Annotated in this window: 14 protein-coding genes; 5 read left to right on the forward strand and 9 right to left on the reverse strand. The window is 67.5% G+C overall.

Features of this window, described 5'->3' with window-relative positions; genetic code table 11:
* Nucleotides 1-10: 10 nt before the first annotated feature.
* The 3 genes from pstA to rph form a co-directional block, all read right to left on the reverse strand.
* A complete protein-coding gene (gene pstA, locus EES48_RS00220; RefSeq protein WP_122464382.1) occupies nucleotides 11-1312 on the reverse strand; it encodes a phosphate ABC transporter permease PstA in 1302 nt (433 codons plus the stop codon).
* Entirely contained in the window at nucleotides 1305-2735 is a 1431-nt protein-coding gene (pstC, locus tag EES48_RS00225) for a phosphate ABC transporter permease subunit PstC (protein WP_122464383.1), read from the reverse strand. The genes pstA and pstC overlap by 8 nt, the downstream gene beginning before the upstream one ends.
* 136 nt (nucleotides 2736-2871) lie before the next feature.
* Nucleotides 2872-3603, reverse strand: a complete 732-nt coding sequence (gene rph, locus EES48_RS00230; RefSeq protein ID WP_122464384.1) for a ribonuclease PH — start codon at nucleotides 3601-3603, stop codon at nucleotides 2872-2874.
* A gap of 51 nt (nucleotides 3604-3654) precedes the next feature.
* Here rph and EES48_RS00235 point away from each other — a divergent pair, with 51 nt between their 5' ends.
* Genes EES48_RS00235 through EES48_RS00250 form a run of 4 tightly spaced genes read left to right on the forward strand, consistent with a single transcriptional unit; the run spans nucleotide 3655 to nucleotide 6724 of the window.
* On the forward strand, nucleotides 3655-4206 hold the full coding sequence (locus EES48_RS00235; protein ID WP_122464385.1) for a GNAT family N-acetyltransferase: 552 nt from the start codon (nucleotides 3655-3657) through the stop codon (nucleotides 4204-4206).
* Nucleotides 4203-5273 (forward strand): heat-inducible transcriptional repressor HrcA, encoded by a 1071-nt coding sequence (gene hrcA, locus EES48_RS00240; RefSeq protein WP_122464386.1) that lies wholly within the window; start codon nucleotides 4203-4205, stop codon nucleotides 5271-5273. Before EES48_RS00235 ends, hrcA begins: the two co-directional genes overlap by 4 nt.
* 33 nt (nucleotides 5274-5306) lie before the next feature.
* Nucleotides 5307-5933, forward strand: coding sequence for a nucleotide exchange factor GrpE (grpE, locus tag EES48_RS00245; RefSeq protein ID WP_122465061.1), 627 nt, complete (start codon nucleotides 5307-5309; stop codon nucleotides 5931-5933).
* Between the two features lie 59 nt (nucleotides 5934-5992).
* A complete protein-coding gene (locus tag EES48_RS00250) occupies nucleotides 5993-6724 on the forward strand; it encodes an NYN domain-containing protein (RefSeq protein ID WP_122464387.1) in 732 nt (243 codons plus the stop codon).
* Between the two features lie 13 nt (nucleotides 6725-6737).
* On the opposite strand, the gene EES48_RS00255 is transcribed toward EES48_RS00250, so the two are convergent.
* From EES48_RS00255 to EES48_RS00265, 3 genes are read right to left on the reverse strand one after another with little or no spacing between them, the layout of a single operon-like run.
* Complete coding sequence (locus EES48_RS00255) at nucleotides 6738-7901, reverse strand: acyl-CoA dehydrogenase family protein (RefSeq protein WP_122464388.1); 1164 nt, start codon at nucleotides 7899-7901, stop codon at nucleotides 6738-6740.
* 2 nt (nucleotides 7902-7903) lie between these two features.
* Nucleotides 7904-9685 carry an acyl-CoA dehydrogenase C-terminal domain-containing protein gene (locus tag EES48_RS00260; protein ID WP_122464389.1) on the reverse strand — a complete coding sequence of 594 codons (1782 nt, stop codon included), beginning with the start codon at nucleotides 9683-9685 and terminating at the stop codon, nucleotides 7904-7906.
* 3 nt (nucleotides 9686-9688) lie between these two features.
* The gene (locus EES48_RS00265) at nucleotides 9689-10168 is read right to left on the reverse strand and encodes a MerR family transcriptional regulator (protein ID WP_122465062.1); all 480 of its coding nucleotides are present in this window, start codon (nucleotides 10166-10168) and stop codon (nucleotides 9689-9691) included.
* An 86-nt stretch (nucleotides 10169-10254) separates the two neighbouring features.
* On the opposite strand from EES48_RS00265, the gene EES48_RS00270 reads away from it, so the two are divergent.
* The gene (locus EES48_RS00270) at nucleotides 10255-11295 is read left to right on the forward strand and encodes an oxidoreductase (RefSeq protein WP_122464390.1); all 1041 of its coding nucleotides are present in this window, start codon (nucleotides 10255-10257) and stop codon (nucleotides 11293-11295) included.
* On the opposite strand, the gene aguB is transcribed toward EES48_RS00270, so the two are convergent.
* From aguB to EES48_RS00285, 3 genes are all read right to left on the reverse strand, one after another.
* Nucleotides 11292-12158 carry an N-carbamoylputrescine amidase gene (gene aguB, locus EES48_RS00275; RefSeq protein ID WP_122464391.1) on the reverse strand — a complete coding sequence of 289 codons (867 nt, stop codon included), beginning with the start codon at nucleotides 12156-12158 and terminating at the stop codon, nucleotides 11292-11294. The two genes, EES48_RS00270 and aguB, sit on opposite strands and share 4 nt — an antisense overlap.
* On the reverse strand, nucleotides 12158-13159 hold the full coding sequence (locus EES48_RS00280; protein WP_122464392.1) for an agmatine deiminase family protein: 1002 nt from the start codon (nucleotides 13157-13159) through the stop codon (nucleotides 12158-12160). The genes aguB and EES48_RS00280 overlap by 1 nt, the downstream gene beginning before the upstream one ends.
* A 145-nt stretch (nucleotides 13160-13304) precedes the next feature.
* A complete protein-coding gene (locus EES48_RS00285; RefSeq protein WP_122464393.1) occupies nucleotides 13305-16610 on the reverse strand; it encodes a TonB-dependent receptor in 3306 nt (1101 codons plus the stop codon).
* Nucleotides 16611-16629: the final 19 nt, after the last annotated feature.

The following is a 16629-nucleotide window of genomic DNA, read 5'->3' on the forward strand; positions in this document are numbered from 1 at the left end:
TGTCATGCGATCACCAGCGGCGTTCGAAGCGCCGCCGAAGGACGATGGCGACGAGGTTCATCACGATCATGAAGGCGAGCAGCACCAGGATGGCGGCGGCGGTGCGCTCGTGGAAGGCGCGCTCGGAGGCGTTCTCCCAGATGTAGACCAGCACGGGCAGGGCGCCGGACGGCGAGGTCAGGCCCTCGGGGATACCCGGGGTGAAGCTGACCATGCCGATCAGCAGCAGCGGCGCCGTCTCGCCCAGGGCGTGAGCCATGGCCAGGATGGCGCCGGTCATGACGCCGGGCATGGCCAGGGGCAGGACGTGGTGGAACACCGACTGGGTCCGGCTGGCGCCCATGGCCAGGGCCGCCTCGCGGATAGAGGGCGGCACTGCCTTAAGCGCCGAGCGGGTGGCGATGATGATGGTCGGCAGCGACATCAGGGCCAGCACCAGGCCGCCGACCAGCGGGCTGGCGCGCGGCAGGTGCATCCAGTTGATGAACACCGCCAGACCCAGCAGGCCGTAGACGATCGAGGGCACGGCCGCGAGATTGTTGATGTTGACCTCGATGAAGGCGGTGATCCGGTTCTTCCGGGCGAATTCCTCCAGATAGACCGCCGCGCCGACGCCGATGGGGATGGCCAGCAGCCCCGTGACCAGCAGCATCAGGGCCGAGCCGATCACCGCGCCCAACACGCCAGCCAGCTCCGGCTGGGTCGAGTCGCCGCGCGTGAAGAAGTCCGAATTGAAGCCCGAGGTGACGGCGCCGGACTGCTCCATCCGGTCCAGCCAGGCCAGCTGCTCGTCGCTTAGCCGGCGTTGGGCTTGGGGCGTGTCGCGGCTGATGTCGTCCTTGAAATAGAGGTCGGCGTCGTCACCGATGGGGGCGGTGAACTCGATCGTCTGGCCGATCAGGGACGGATCCTCGATGACCCGCTCGCGCAGGCCGAAACCGGCGTCGGGCGAGAACAGGGCCCGCATGGCGGTCGATCGGGTTCCGCGCTCGTCGTCGGCGACCCCAAGCTCGGCCAGCTGTTGCGAGGCGATCAGCTGATCGTAGTTGGCGCCGCCGGGATTGGAGGCGTCGATGACGGCCGGATCGAGATAGACCTCGGCGGTGACCGCGTGGGTGTAGAAGGCGGAATAGCCCTGTTTGACGATCGACCCCAGCAGCACCGCCAGGAACAGCACGGCGATACCGATGGCGATCAGGCCATAGGCGCGGAACCGCTTCTCGCGGGCGTAGCGCGCCTTGAGCCGCTTCTGGATGGCGGCGGTCGCGGGCCGCGCCGGGGCGACCGCCGGGGGGAGGGCGGCGTCAGTCATACTGTTCCCGGTAGCGCTGGACGATCTGCTGGGCGATGATGTTCAGCCCCAGGGTGACGATGAACAGGGTCAGGCCCAGGCCGAAGGCCGCCAGGGTCTTGGGGCTGTTGAACTCCTGATCCCCTGTCAGCAGGGTGACGATCTGGACGGTGACGGTGGTGACGGTGTCCAGCGGGTTCAGGGTCATCCGCGCCGCCAGGCCCGCCGCCATGGTCACGATCATGGTCTCGCCGATGGCCCTGGACACCGCCAGCAGGAAGGCGCCAGCGATGCCCGGCAGGGCGGCGGGCAGCAGAACCCGCTTGACCGTCTCGGACTTGGTCGCCCCCATCGCGTACGAGCCGTCGCGCAGGCTCTGGGGCACGGCGTTGATGATGTCGTCCGACAGGGACGAGACGAAGGGGATCAGCATGATGCCCATCACGCCGCCCGCCACCAGGGCCATCTGGTTCTGGACCAGCATCAGATACTGACCCAGAGAATCCAGCGGCCCGCCCGCCAGCTGGGCGCCGACGCCGTTGAAGAACCCGCGCAGAGCGGGGCCGACCGTCAGGGCGGCGAAGAAGCCGTAGACCACGGTCGGCACCCCGGCGAGAATCTCCAGCACCGGCTTGATGATCGCGCGCTGACGCGGCCCGGCGTATTCCGACAGATAGATCGCCGAGAACAGGCCAATCGGTCCCGCCACCAGCATGGCGATCATCATGATCAGGAAGGTGCCGACGAACAGGGGCGCGGCGCCGAAGCCGCCGGTCTGGCCCACCTGATCGGCGCGGATGGCGATCTGAGGGCTCCACTGGGTTCCGAACAGGAATTCCAGCGGCGAGACCGACTGGAAGAAGCGCAGCGATTCGAACAGCAGCGAGGCGATGATGCCCAGGGTTGTCAGGATGGCGATGGCCGAGCAGACGAACAGGAAGGCGGCGATCCATCCCTCGACCCGATTGCGGGCGCGGAACTGCGGCGCCACCCGTCGCAGCGCCAGGCCCAGGCCGATCAGCCCGGCCAGCACGGCGGCCACGGCGCCGCCCAATGTCATCAGGCCGCCGATGCGCGCCGCGCGTTGGGCCTCGGACTGGAGCAGCTCGGCTTGGGGTCCGGCCCAGATCTGTTGGGGCGTCCCGCCGTCGGCGACGGTCAGGACGTCGTACCAGAAGGCCCCTTGGCGCATCGGGTCCAGCGCCCGGATGGCCTCCGGCGCATCGGCCAGCAGCAGCTGATACTGGATGCCGGTCGAGAACACCGCCATCAGGATCAGCACCACCAGCGCCGGGATGGCCGCCCACAACAGGACGTAGGCGCCATGATAGCCCAGCGATGAATGCGCCCGCGTCCCCGCCGCCCGCCGACGCGCCAGTCGACGGCCGGCCCAGTAGGCGGCGGCCGAGAAGCCGATCAGCAGGATCAGGACCAGAAGGATCATCGATCACCGTGGCGCAGCCGTCGCGCGGACGGCTCTGAAGAGAGCGGGCGGACCATGCCGCCGTTCGCCCGCGCCTTTACGACGAAGCGATGACAGTTTGGCGACACCGCACGGGTCCGCGCGGATCGCCTCATGGTCACCTCGCCGCGATGGCCGCCTCGACCGCTTGGCGTTGCAGGATGAACAGCTCGGCGCATCCGGCCTCGGCCAGGCCGAACAGCTGGTCGAATTCCGTGCGGGAAAAGCCGCGCTTCTCGCCGGTGGCCTGGATTTCGACGATTGTCCCGGAGCCCGTCAGGACGAAGTTGGAATCCGCCTCGGCGTTGGAGTCCTCCTCATAGTCGAGGTCCAGCACCGGGGTGTCGGCGAACACGCCGCACGAAATGGCGGCGACCTGATCCAGAACAGGATCGGTCTTCAGTACGCCCTCGGCCTTCAGCCAGCCCAGCGCGGAGGCCATGGCCACCCAGGCGCCGGTGATGGCGGCGGTGCGGGTGCCGCCGTCGGCCTGGATGACATCGCAGTCCAGCACGACCTGACGCTCGCCCAGGGCCTGGAGATCGACCACGGCGCGCAGGGATCGTCCGATCAGGCGCTGAATTTCCTGGGTCCGGCCCGACTGCTTGCCCTGGGCCGCCTCGCGCCGTCCGCGCGTGTGGGTGGCGCGCGGCAGCATGCCGTATTCCGCCGTGACCCAACCGCGACCCTTGTTGCGCATCCAGCCGGGGACGTTCTCCTCGACCGAGGCGGTGACCAGCACGCGGGTATGGCCGAACGACACCAGACACGACCCCTCGGCGTAGCGGTTGACCCCGGTCTCCAGCGTCACGGGGCGGAGCTGATCGGGGCGGCGGTCGGAGGGGCGCATGGGATGCTCATGGCAGTTGGAACGGCGTCGGGGGCGGCTTATCCTAAAGCCATGGCCCTGTCCCCCGGTTCGCCCCCGAATGTCCGACTGCGTTCGGCCACCCCGGCCGACGTGGCCACGCTCGAGCGGTGGGATCGCCAGCCGCACGTCATCGCCTGCTCCAGCGACCGGCCGGACCTGGAGGTCGCCTTCGACGGCATCGACTGGCGCGAGGAGCTGGCCGATGACGCGAGCGGCATCACCACCTTCATCGCCGAGGCCGACGGACGCCCGGTCGGGGTGCTCCAGGTCTGCGATCCCCACACCGAGCCGTCCCACTACTGGGGCGAGATCGAGCCGGGTCTGCGCGCCATCGACATCTGGATCGGAGAGCCGAACGCCCTGAACGGCGGCATCGGCACGGCGATGATGACCCAGGCGCTGAACGCCGCTTTCGCCGACAAGACGGTGGACGGCGTGGTCATCGATCCGCTGACCTCCAACACCGCTGCCCATCGCTTCTATCAACGGCTCGGCTTCCGGCCCGAGGGCCGGCGCGTGTTCAACGACGAAGACGACTGTCTGGTCCACCGGCTGACCCGTGGCCAGTGGGAGGCGCGATGAGCTTTCCGCCGCCACCCTACGCCGGCCTGACCGGACTGGACGCCCGCGCCCGCGACATCTTCCGGCGCATCGTCGAGACCTATCTGGAAACCGGAGAGCCGGTCGGGTCGCGCACCCTGGCGCGGGCGGGCATCTCGCTGTCGCCCGCCTCGATCCGAAACACCATGCAGGACCTGACCCTGGCGGGGCTCTTGATGGCGCCGCACACCTCCGCCGGGCGGGCGCCGACCCATGCGGGTCTGCGCCTGTTCGTCGACGGCCTCTTGGAGATCGGCGACGTCACCGAGGGCGAGAAGCGCGAGATCGACGCCCGGCTGATCGGTCGCGGCGGCATGCGGTTCGAGGACGCGCTGGACGAGGCCACCAACCTGTTGTCCGGCTTGGCCGGCGGGGCGGGGGTGGTGTCGACTCCGGTGCGCGACGCCGGGGTCAAGCACGTCGAGTTCGTGCACCTGTCGCCCGACCAGGCGCTGGCCGTGCTGGTCGCCGACGACGGCACGGTGGAGAACCGTCTGATGCCTCTGGCCCCCGGAGTGACGCCCTCGACCCTGCAGGAGGCGTCCAATTTCCTGAACAGTCGGCTGAAGGGCCGGCCCCTGGCCGAGGCCCGGCTGGAGATGCGGGTCGAGCTGGACGCCGCGCGCTCGGAACTGGACGCCACCGCCGCGCGGCTGGTCGAGGACGGCCTGGCGGCCTGGTCCGGCGGGCCGGAGCGGGAACGGGCGCTGATCGTGCGCGGACGCGCCAACCTGCTTCAGGACCGCGACGCCCTGGCCGATCTGGAGCGGGTGCGGGTGCTGTTCGATGATCTCGAGCAGAAGGAGCAGCTGATCGGCCTCTTGGACGGGGTCGATTCCGCCGAGGGGGTGAAAATCTTCATAGGCGCCGAGACGCGCCTTTTCTCGCTTTCGGGTTCCGCCGTGATCGCGGCGCCCTATATGAGCGGGCGACAACAACGGGTTCTGGGCGCCATCGGCGTGATCGGACCCGCCCGACTGAATTACGCCCGTGTCATCCCGTTGGTGGACTATACCGCCCGGGTGCTGGGCCGCATGCTGGATCGATGAGACGTGACCGACCCCAAGGCTCCTGACCACGACATGACCGACCGACAGCTGGCCGAGGACATCGCCCGCGCCGAGGCCGACGGCGCCGCATGGAGCGCCGATCATGATGAAGGCGAGGCGTCGGACGACGTCGCCGCCGCCATCGAACGCGTCGCCGCCGAGCGCGACGAGTGGAAGGACCGGGCGCTGCGCGCCGTCGCCGAGGCCGATAACACCAGGCGACGCGCCGAGCGCGAGATGAACGACGCCCGCGCCTACGCCATCCAGCGCTTTTCGCGCGACCTCTTGGGCGTGGCCGACAATCTGCAGCGTGCGCTGCAGGCCGCGCCAAAAGACGCCGACACCCAGGCCGCGGGGCTGATCTCCGGACTGGAACTGACCGAAAAGTCTCTGCTCCAGGCCTTCGAAGCCAATGGGCTGAAGCGTGTGGCGCCCGAGGCCGGCGAGGCCTTCGACCCTAATCTGCACCAGGCCATGATGGAACAGCCGCACCCGTCGGTGCCCGGCGGCGCGGTGATCCAGACGCTTCAGACCGGCTATGAGCTGTTCGGCCGTGTCGTGCGCCCCGCCATGGTGGTGGTCGCCGCCAAGGGCTCGGGCGGGCAGGGCGGCTATGACGCGCCCGGTTCGACGGGCGAGAGCCTGGACCAGAAGGCCTGAGCCCGGCTTGACCGCAAGGCCGTCCCGGCCAAGGCTGACGTGCTGACTGGAGACGCCCCATGCCGACCGACACACCATCCCCGCCCGGCCGCGCGGCGCGCCTGGCAGTGCTGATCGACGCCGAGAACGCCTCGGCGCGCATCGCCGAGGCCCTGTTCACAGAGATCGCCACCCTCGGCGAGGCCTCGGCGCGGCGCATCTATGGCGACTTCGCCAGCCCGCAGATGCGGGGCTGGACCGATGTGCTGGCGCGCTTCGCCATCCAGCCCCAGCAGAACTTTCAGAACACCAAGGGCAAGAACGCCGGCGACATCGCCCTGGTGATCGACGCCATGGACCTGCTGCATTCCGGGCGGTTCGACGGCTTCTGCCTGGTGTCGTCGGATAGTGACTTCACCCGCTTGGCCTCACGCATCCGCGAGGAGGGCGTCGATGTCTATGGCTTCGGCGAGCAGAAGACGCCCGAGAGTTTCCGCCAGGCCTGCACCCGCTTCATCTACACCGAGAACCTGCGCTCGGCGGCGGACCCCGCGCCGGCGCCGGGCGCCGCCTCGGCCAAGCGCAAGCCCTCGGACGCGGCCCGCCTGATCGAGACGGTGATGGCTGACATGGACGAGGACGCCGACGGCTGGGTCGCGGTCGGCGGCATCGGCAGCCGCCTGCGCAACGCCTATCCCGACTTCGACCAGCGCAGCTATGGCCACGCCAAGCTATCCGATCTGATCCGCGCCTCGGGCCGGTTCGAGGTTCAATCCACCGGCGGTCAGCTCAGGGTCAGGCTGCGCCCCTGACGACGGATGGTCGTTACAGCGTCCGCGCGATCAAGAGCTTCATGATCTCGTTGGTGCCGCCGTAGATGCGCTGGACGCGGGCGTCCTTGTACAGCTGGGCGATCGGATATTCGGTCATGTAGCCATAGCCGCCGTGCAGCTGCAGCATCTCGTCGATGGTCTCGCCCTGGATGTCGGTGACCCAGTATTTGGCCATCGAGGCCGTTGCGGCGTCGAGTTTCCCCTGCAGATGCAGGCCGATGCAGTGGTCGACGAAGACCTTGGCCACCGTCAGCTTGGTCTTGACCTCGGCCAGTTTGAACTGGGTGTTCTGGAAGTCGATGACCCGTTTCCCGAAGGCCTTGCGCTCCTTCACATAGGCCAGGGTGTGCTCAAGGCCCCGCTCGGCCGCCGCCACGCCCTGGACGGCGATGTTCAGCCGTTCCTGCGGCAGTTGCTGCATCAGCTGGATGAAGCCCTGACCTTCGGCGCCGCCGATGATGTTGTCGGCGGGCACCTTCACATCGTTGAAGAACAGCTCGGAGGTGTCGTTGGCCTCCATGCCGATCTTGTGCAGGTTCCGGCCACGCTCGAAGCCTTCCGCCCCGTCGGTCTCGACCACGATTAGGCTTGTGCCCTTGGCGCCCTCGGCGGGGTCGGTCTTGGCCACCACGATGAGGAAATTGGCCAGCTGGCCGTTGGTGATGAAGGTCTTGGAGCCGTTGACGACATAGCCTTTGCCGTCCTTCTTCGCCGTGGTCTTGACGCCTTGCAGGTCCGACCCCGCGCCCGGCTCGGTCATGGCGATGGCCCCGACCAGCTCGCCCGAGACCAGACCCGGCAGCCAGCGCGCCTTCTGCGCCTCGGTGCCGTAGTGCCAGATGTAGGGGGCGACGATGGCGTTGTGCAGCGAGATGCCGAAGTGGTCCGCGCCCTTCCAGCCCAACTGGCGCATCAGCACCACCTCGTGGCGATAGTCCCCACCCATGCCGCCGTCCTCTTCCGGCATGGACAGGCCCAGCAGACCGTCCCGGCCGGCCTGGCTCCACAGCTCGCGCGGCACCGACGAGGCGGCGATCCACTCGGCCACCTTCTCCGGCGGCGCATGCTCGTCGATCCAGCGCGCCACGCTGTCTGAGAAGAGGGTGATCTCCTCTTCGCGCATGAAGTCGGGATCGGGGGATTGGAGGACGTTCACGTTCAGAACGCCTCCGCCGGCATCTGCATCAGCACTTCGGCGCCGGACTGCAGCTTCTTCAGGTGGGCGCGGGCGTCGGGCAGGATGCGCTCGACGAAATAGCGGCCGGTCATCAGCTTGTTGGCGTGGAACGGATCGTCCGAGCCTGCCTCGATCGCCGCCTGGGACGCCACCGCCATCTGGGCCCAGACATAGGCCAGGGCGGTCAGGCCGAAGATGTGCAGATAATCGGTCGAGGCGGCCCCGGCGTTGTCCGGGTTCTGCATGCCGTTCTGCATCAGCCACATCGAGGCCTCCTGCAGCGTGCCTTTGGACTTGGTCAGGCCCTCGATGAAGGGCTGGGTTGCTTCATTGCCGCCGTTCTCCCCCACGAAGGCGTCGATGTCGGCGAACCAGCTCATGATCGCGCGGCCGCCGTTGGCCGGCAGTTTGCGCCCCACCAGGTCCAGCGCCTGGATGCCGTTGGTGCCCTCATAGATCGGGGTGATGCGCGCATCGCGCAGATACTGGGACGCCGGGAAGTGCTCGGTATAGCCGGAGCCGCCGTGCACCTGCAGCGCCAGCGAGGCGGCGTGCAGCCCCTTGTCGGTCAGATAGGCCTTCACCACCGGGGTGATCAGGCCCATGTAATCCTTGGCCTTCTGGGCCGTGGCCTCGTCTGTCGAACGTTGCAGGTCGGCCTGGAGCGCGGTCCACAGAATGAAGGCGCGGCCGCCCTCGACGAAGGCCTTGGCCTCCAGCAGCATGCGCCGCACGTCGGGATGGACCAGAATCGGATCGGCCGGCCCGTCCGGGTTCTTGGTCCCGGTCAGGGCCCGGCCTTGCAGGCGGTCATGAGCAAACTCCACGGCGGCCTGATAGGCGGCGTCGCCGATGGCCAAACCCTGTAGCCCGGTGCCCAGGCGGGCCTCGTTCATGACCACGAACATGTTGTTCATGCCCCGGCCTTCTTCGCCCAGCAGCCAGCCCTTGGCGTTCTCATAGGCCATGACGCAGGTGGCGTTGCCGTGGATGCCCATCTTGTGCTCGAGCCCCGCGCACGACACGCCGTTCCGCTCGCCCAGGGAGGCGTCGTCATTGACCAGGAACTTGGGCACGACGAACAGGCTCAGGCCCTTGATGCCGGGAACCGCCCCCTCCACCCGCGCCAGCACGGTGTGGATGATGTTGTCGGCGAAGTCGTGCTCGCCGGCCGAGATCCAGATCTTCTGACCGGTGATCGCATAGCTGCCGTCGCCGTTGGGGACGGCTTTGGTGCGGACCATACCCAGGTCGGTGCCGCACTGGGGCTCGGTCAGGTTCATGGTGCCGGTCCATTCGCCCGACGCCATTTTCGGCAGATACTTGTTTTTGATCTCGTCCGAGCCCGCGGCCTCGATGCCGTGGAAGGCGCCGGCGGTCAGGCCGGGGTACATCGAAAACGCCGCCGAGGCCGCCGCCGTGAACTGGCCCACCGCCATGGCGATCATGGCCGGCAGACCCTGGCCGCCGTATTTCGGATCGAAGGCCAGGCTGGTCCAGCCGGCCTCGACCATCTGCTGATAGGCCTCCTTCCAGCCGGGTGGGGTTGTGACCACGTCGCCCTCGATCTTGCAGCCGACCTGATCGCCGACCCGGTTGATCGGGGCGATGACTTCTTCCGCGAACTTGCCGCCCTCCTCCAGCACCTGATCGATCAGGTCGCGCGACAGGTCCGCCCCTTCCAGATGGTTGGCGTAGCGGTCGACCTTCAGCACGTCGTTCAGGATGAAGCTGAGGTCGCGGACGGGCGCCTTGTAGGCCATGGATCAGGCTCTCGCTTTGAAGGGATGCGGGTCGGGATTGAGGTGGGCCTTGAGCACGCTGGCATAGGCCTCGGCGCCCGGCAGCAGGTCGGGGCGGTGTTCCAGAAGCTTGGACTCCATCCAGGCGCAGGCCTCCTCGGCCGTCTGGATGGCGCCGTCGATATCGTCGCGCTGCTGCTTCAGGGTCTCGATCTGGGCCCGGTGGCGGCGCAGGGCGATGGCCATCTGATGGACGTTGTGGTCCTTGCGGTCATAGAGATCCATCATCTCGCGGATCTCCTGCAGGCTGAAGCCGATGCGCCGGCCCCGCAGGATCAGCTTCAGCCGCGCCCGGTCGCGGGCGTCATAGACCCGGGTCTGGCCCTTGCGCGCAGGGGTCAGCAGGCCCTTGTCCTCATAGAAGCGCAGCGCCCGCGCGGTCGCCGAAAATTCGCGGCACAGCTGGCGGATGGAATAGGTGCGGTGCTCGTCGGCGATGGCCATGCCGCGAGTCATAACTTGACGTGAACGTAAAGGGAAGCCGTTTGCCCCGAGGCGAACCGGCAGAGAGCCTGGGAGTTAGCGAAGTCATGCCCCTGAACGTCGCCCTGATCGGCTTCGGCTATGCCGGCCGCACCTTTCACGCCCCGCTGATCCACGCGGTCGAGGGGCTGACCCTGCACACAGTAGTGACGTCACGGCCGGACGAGGCGGGGGAACTGGCGGCGGGCGCGCGGCTGGTCGCTACGCCCGAGGAGGCATTCGCCGATCCGGCCGTCGATCTGGTGGTCATCGCCGCGCCCAACGATCGGCACGCGCCTCTGGCGATACAGGCGCTGGAAGCCGGCAAGGCTGTGGTGGTCGACAAGCCGTTCGCCCTCGATCTGGCCGCGGCCCGCGGAGTGGTCGAAGTGGCGGACCGGACAGGCCGCCTGCTCAGCGTCTTTCACAACCGTCGCTGGGACGCGGACTTCCTGACGCTCCAGGCGCTGATCGCCGAGGGCCACCTGGGCCGCGTCGCCCGGTTCGAGAGCCGTTTCGACCGCTATCGACCCGAAGTGCGCGACCGCTGGCGCGAGGCCGATGTGCCGGGTGCGGGCGTGTGGATGGATCTCGGCCCGCACCTGATCGATCAGGCGCTGAGACTGTTCGGTCCGCCCCGCTCCGTCTTCGCCCGCATCGGCGCCGATCGGGATGGGGCGAAAGCCGACGACGCCTTTCTGGCTGTGCTCGACTACGACCGCCTGACCGTCACCCTCGGCGCCGACATGCTGAGCCCAGCCGGGACGCCGCGCCTGATCGTCCAGGGAACCGGAGGCGGTTGGATCAAGCACGGCCTAGATGCGCAGGAGGACGCCATGAAGGCGGGCGTCCGGCCGGGAGACGCCTTTGAAGGCCGCGCCTGGGGGGCCGATCCCCGCCCCGGCTGCCTGACCGACGCTGGGGGGACCGAGAGCCAGACGACCGGCGTCGGCGGCGACTACCGCGCCTATTACGCCGGCGTGCGCGACGCCCTGCTGGGGAGCGGCCCGAACCCGGTCCCGTCCGCAGAGGCCCTGGCTGTCATGGCCGTGATCGACGCCGGTCGCGAGAGCGCCCGAACGGGCTGCGCGGTCGCGCCCGTGATCTAGGGCCGCGGACTGGTCAGCACGCCATAGAGGTCGGTCCTCCGGTCACGGAAGAAGCCCCAGGCGGCGCGGTGGCGATCCAGATAGTCGAGGTCGAATTCGTGCACCAGCACGCCCTCCTCGTCCCGTCCCAGGCTCTCGACCAGATCGCCGCGTTGGTTGGCGATGAAGGAGGATCCGTAGAAGGTCTGGCCGACCTCTGTGGCGTGCTCGGTGCCCGTGCGGTTGGCGCCGACGACGGGCACGACGTTGGAGACCGCATGGCCCTGCATGGCGCGCCTCCACGGGTCGGCGGTGTCTAGTTCCTTGTCGTGGGGCTCCGACCCGATGGCGGTGGGGTACATCAAGACCTCCGCGCCCATCAGCATCATGGCCCGCGCCGTCTCGGGGTACCACTGGTCCCAGCAGATGCCGACGCCGACGCGGCCAAAGCGCGTGTCCCAGACCTTGAAGCCGGTGTCGCCCGGCCGGAAATAGTATTTTTCCTGATAGCCGGGGCCGTCGGGGATGTGGCTCTTGCGGTAGACCCCCAGCGGTCGGCCGTCGGCGTCCAGCATGACCAGACTGTTGAAATAGTGCGGACCCTCGCGCTCGAAGATCGACACCGGGATGGCCACGCCCAGCTCGGCCGCGACCGGCGACATCGCCGCCACGCACGGATGCTCGCGCCACGGATAGGCCTCGCCGAACCACTTTTCTTCCTGCGAGACGCAGAAGTACGGCCCCTGGAACAGCTCCGACGGCAGGATAACCTGCGCACCCCTGGAGGCGGCTTGCCGGACGAGGTCCTCCGTCTTGCGGATGTTCGTCTGCATATCCTCGCCGTAGGACGTCTGCAGAGCGGCGACGGAGATCGTGCGGGGCATCAGGCGGGCTCCTGCTGGGAGATGCAGTGGAACGAGCCGCCGCCGGTGAGGATGGCGGTGGAGGGCAGGGGGATGATCTGGCGGTCGGGGAACACCGTCGCCAAGGCCTCGCAGGCGAGGCGGCCGGCAGTCTCGTCGCCATAGGTGGGCACGATCACCGCGCCGTTGGCGATCAGGAAGTTCATGTGGCTGGCCGGGACCGGTCGCTCGTCCTCGTCGCCGACGAAGCCGGGCGAGGGCACGCGCAGCACGCGGATCGGCCGCCCCTCGGCGTCGGTCATGGCGGCGAGGGTTCGCGCCGTCTCGTCATAGACATCGGCGTTCGGATCGTTGCGGCCGAACGCGATCGGACAGGCGACGACGCCCGGCGCGACGAAGCGGGCCAGGTTGTCGACATGGCCGTCGGTGTGGTCGTTCAAGAGGCCGTCGCCCAGCCACAGCACCGTTCTCGCGCCTAGGGCCTCGGCCAGGGCGGCCTCGGCCTTGTTGGCGGTCCAACCGGGGTTGCGGTTGGGATTGAGCAGGCACTGACGGGTGGTCAGGATGGTCCCGGCCCCGTCGTGGTCCAGCGCCCCGCCCTCCAGAATGAAGTCGTGGCGCAGTAGCTCGTCGCCGGCGTGGTCGGCGATCTGGCCGGCGACCTCGTCGTCGTGCGGCAGGTCGTATTTTCCGCCCCAGCCGTTGAACCGGAAGCCATGAGCGCGGCCGCCGGCGTCGAAGATCGGGCCGGTGTCCCTCAGCCAGATGTCGCCGAACCGCCCGGCGACCACCTCGACCCCCTCGACACCGGCGAAGCGGACGCGGGCGTCGGCCAAGGCGTCGTCATGGCCGACCAGCAGACGCACCTGCTCCCGACCCGGCCCGGCCAGGGCGCGGACCAGGGCCTCGACCTCGCCCTGAGCAGCCGCGAGGTCGTCCTCCCACAGCTCGACATGGCTGGGCCAGCCGACCCACATGGCGCGGTGCGGCGACCATTCGGCGGGGATCAAACGGTCGGTCATGCGGCGGGCCTCTCGGAAACACGGTGGCGCCAGATAGGCACGGGTGCGCCCGGGATCAACGCTCGTGAGCTCGGCCCGACCAAAGTGAAAGGGGCGGACCGTCGCCGGTCCGCCCCTCCCGTTTCGTCAGCTTCCGATCCGAGGATCAGAACTTGTAGCGGACACCGATCTTGGCCTGCCACACCGAATTGGTGGCGAAGGTCGCCGGGTTACGCTCGCTGAAGGTGCTGTAGAGGTACTGGTTGCCCACGATCGAGGCGCCGACATTGCCCGAGAAGTACGGGAAGCCGACCTGCTGGATCGTGCCCCACTCGTCGTTCAGCAGGTTGCCGAAGTTCTCGATCACGCCGTAGGCCTCGAGCTTGGCGCCGCCGGGGAAGAAGGCCGGCAGCTCTTGCGAGATGCTCAGGTCCACCGTGGTGACGTAAGGCGAGTTGAAGGCGTTCCGAGGCGAGATCTGACCGGCGTAGTTGATCAGACCCGTGCGCTGCAGGAAGTCATTGAAGTCGGCCAGGTTGAAGGCCGAGCCGAAGGTCACCAGCGGGTCGCTGGTGGCCGTGACCATGCCGCTCGAATCCACCTGCGGCACATAGAGCAGCTGGCGGTTCGTGGAGATCGATTCGCCGAAGAAGTTGGAGGCGTAGGTGTAGCTGAACGGCAGACCCGAGCGACGCTGGGCATAGATGCCGAAGCGCGTGCGATAGTCGCCGAAGAAGGCCTTGGAGTAGTTCAGGCTCAGCTTCAGGGCATGCTCGATCTCGTAGTTCGAGGTCGCCAGGGTCGGGTTGTTCGGATCGAACAGACCGATGTTGCCGAAGTTGGAGCTGGCGGTCGACGACGTGGCCGGCGAACGATCCAGCGTGTCCAGCCACGTGTAGCTGAAGTTGAAGCCGAAGCCTTCCAGCCAGCCGTCGTACCAGTCCTTGCCCAGCGAGACGGCGAACTGATCGGTCTCACCGCCTTCGAAGTTGGTCAGCATGAGGACCTGCTGACCGCTGCGGACCGGGTTGCGCCCGAAGATCGGACGACCGTCGGGCGCCGTGCCGGTGATGGTCTCGTTCATCGACAGGTCGATCCAGCCCACCTCGTTCTCGAGCTCGGTGTGGACGTACTCGGCCGTCGCGTTCCAGCCGTCGCCCATGCCCCAGCGGGTCAGGTCGAAGAACTTGTTCACGCCCAGCGAGGCCTTCCACACGGTCGGGGTGACGAAGGCCGGATCGATCAGGTTGATGTTGCCGGTGCCCAGGTTCGCCGAGGCCGTGACGTTGTCCTTCAGCTGCTGGTTCGGATCGAAGCCGTCGACATTCTCGAGGATCGAGTTATCCGCGCACTCACCGAAGTTGCGGGCGAAGTTCGATTGATAGTCGTTGACCGTACCGGGAACATTGACCTTGCACTGGAACGAGCCAGTGAGGTTGCCGGGGTTCGAGTAGCTGTTCGAAATCCAGACGTTCGGCGAGCCACCCTGGAACCGGCCGATGCCGCCGTAAACGGTCAGGCTTGGATCCGGACGCCAGTTGAAACCGAAGCGCGGCTGGACCACCGCGATACCGTCCAGGTTCTTGGTGTTCTCGAAGCCGAAGCGATCGAAGAAGCCCTGGTTGTACTGGGGTTCGTCGTCCGAGGTGTACCAGTCATACCGGACGCCCATGGTCAGGGTCAGCTCCGGCGTGGCCTGCCATTCATCCTGCAGATACAGGCTGTTCTGCGCGTACTTGAAGGCTGCGGCGCCGTCGTTCTTGTCGTTCGAGGCGGCGTTGGTGTAGCCGACCGAAGACGCGCGTCGCGCCCGATAGTCGTCGAGCGAGGCGAACTCGTACTCGCCGTTCGCGACCTGGACGAACAGGTTGAAGATGTCCTGCTCCTCGCGCTCGTAGCCGCCAGTGAAGCGGTGGCCGAAGCCCGGGGTCCAGTTGCCGACCGCGCGGAAGGTCGTGGTGTCGATGGTCAGTTCATTGGCGTGACGCGACCGTTCCGGGCCAAGCCGGATGGACCGGCGCGGGCCAGTCTGCGTACCGAACGGGCTGTCGAGATAGACTTGGAAGGCGGCGAAGTCGCTGCCGGCCAAGGGGCTGGAGACGTTCTCGACTTCCTTGGTGGCAAACGACAGTTCGGTCGAGAAGGTGTCGGTCCAGTCCGAGAAAATCTGACCCTTGATCGACTTCAGATTGGTCACATAGCTGTAGGCTTGCGACAGCAGGCCGACCGACGGGTAGGTGCCCGAGGTCGAGGTGCCGTTCAGGCGCAGGTCGCCGCCCTCGGTCTGCTGATACGACAGCACCGCGCGATGACGGTCGTTGATGTTCCAGTCCAGCTTGCCGAACCACTTTTCGTCCTCGACCGTGAGGTTCGAGGCGGCCCAGTCCAGCGGGTCGTAGCCGTAGACGTCCTGGGTGATCTGACGAACCAGGTCGATGTCGGCCTGGGTGATGCCATCAACCTCGTTCGGCACGCCCGAGCCTTCGGGCCCGAGCAGGTTCGGCTGGGTGGATTCGAAGAACTCGTAGTTCAGCAGGAAGAACAGGCGGTCACGCAGGATCGGACCCGACAGGGTGGCGCCCCACGTGGTCTCTTCGAACTCGCCGCTGATGGCCGGCGGGTTCATGCGCTCGCCGGTGACGAAGTCCTCGTAGCTGAAGGTATTGCCCAGCAGGCCGTCGTTGGTGGTTTCGTAGAAGGCCTCGCCTTCAAACTCGTTTCCGCCCGACTTGGTGACCGAGTTGATCACGCCGCCGGTGAAGCTGCCGTACTGGACGCCATACGGGGCGACATCGACCGACACCGCTTCCAGCACGCCGATGGAGATCGGGGTGCCGACGGTGGGATAGCCGTTGCCGTTCAGGCCGAAGTCGTCGCCCTGACGCACGCCGTCGATCAGGAAGGCGTTGTAGCGGGTGTTCTGGCCGCCGATGGACAGCGCGTTGTTGTTGGTCGGGTCGACCGTGGCGAACGGCGAGGTGCGGACGAAGTCCTTGATGTCGCGGCTGATCGACGGAAGCGTCTCAAGGTCGTTCAGACCGAAGGTCGAACGCGGGGCGGTCTTGCGGGCGCCCGGACGGACGCCGGTGACCACAATCTCTTCCAGCTCGGTCGCGCCGGCGTCGGCGCCGCCGCTCAGCAGCAGGTCCAGGTTGGCCGGAACGCCGATGCCGATCGAAGGCAGGATGGCCGATTCCGGCTCGATGCCCGCCGCCGAAACCGTGACTTCGTAGGGGCCGCCGACGCGCAGGTTGCGCGCGTCGTACAGACCGCTTTCGTCGGTCAGGGTGGTGGTCGAGGTGCCCGACGGTGCGTGGGTGATGGTCACGGTCGCGCCCGAGACGGGCATGCCGCTCGCATCGACGATCTGGCCGCGGATGCCCCCGGTTGTTTCCTGGGCGAAGACGGCCGTCGAGGCGGCCAGCGCGATCACGGCCGCCGAAGCGCCGTAGGCGAACCTGCTTTTCAGCATTTCTAGAATGTCCCCTCTG

The sequence above is a fragment of the Brevundimonas lutea genome (assembly GCF_003704105.1).
Taxonomy (GTDB): domain Bacteria; phylum Pseudomonadota; class Alphaproteobacteria; order Caulobacterales; family Caulobacteraceae; genus Brevundimonas; species Brevundimonas lutea.

What these genes read in the sequence shown, in the direction of transcription:
- EES48_RS00280 (WP_122464392.1), bottom strand. Translation starts at nt 13,159, where the DNA reads ATGACCGACCGTTTGATCCCCGCCGAATGGTCGCCGCACCGCGCCATG.
- hrcA (WP_122464386.1), top strand. Translation starts at nt 4,203, where the DNA reads ATGAGCTTTCCGCCGCCACCCTACGCCGGCCTGACCGGACTGGACGCC.
- EES48_RS00260 (WP_122464389.1), bottom strand. Translation starts at nt 9,685, where the DNA reads ATGGCCTACAAGGCGCCCGTCCGCGACCTCAGCTTCATCCTGAACGAC.
- aguB (WP_122464391.1), bottom strand. Translation starts at nt 12,158, where the DNA reads ATGCCCCGCACGATCTCCGTCGCCGCTCTGCAGACGTCCTACGGCGAG.
- EES48_RS00270 (WP_122464390.1), top strand. Translation starts at nt 10,255, where the DNA reads ATGCCCCTGAACGTCGCCCTGATCGGCTTCGGCTATGCCGGCCGCACC.
- pstC (WP_122464383.1), bottom strand. Translation starts at nt 2,735, where the DNA reads ATGATCCTTCTGGTCCTGATCCTGCTGATCGGCTTCTCGGCCGCCGCC.
- EES48_RS00265 (WP_122465062.1), bottom strand. Translation starts at nt 10,168, where the DNA reads ATGGCCATCGCCGACGAGCACCGCACCTATTCCATCCGCCAGCTGTGC.
- rph (WP_122464384.1), bottom strand. Translation starts at nt 3,603, where the DNA reads ATGCGCCCCTCCGACCGCCGCCCCGATCAGCTCCGCCCCGTGACGCTG.
- pstA (WP_122464382.1), bottom strand. Translation starts at nt 1,312, where the DNA reads ATGACTGACGCCGCCCTCCCCCCGGCGGTCGCCCCGGCGCGGCCCGCG.
- EES48_RS00285 (WP_122464393.1), bottom strand. Translation starts at nt 16,610, where the DNA reads ATGCTGAAAAGCAGGTTCGCCTACGGCGCTTCGGCGGCCGTGATCGCG.
- EES48_RS00235 (WP_122464385.1), top strand. Translation starts at nt 3,655, where the DNA reads ATGGCCCTGTCCCCCGGTTCGCCCCCGAATGTCCGACTGCGTTCGGCC.
- EES48_RS00250 (WP_122464387.1), top strand. Translation starts at nt 5,993, where the DNA reads ATGCCGACCGACACACCATCCCCGCCCGGCCGCGCGGCGCGCCTGGCA.
- grpE (WP_122465061.1), top strand. Translation starts at nt 5,307, where the DNA reads ATGACCGACCGACAGCTGGCCGAGGACATCGCCCGCGCCGAGGCCGAC.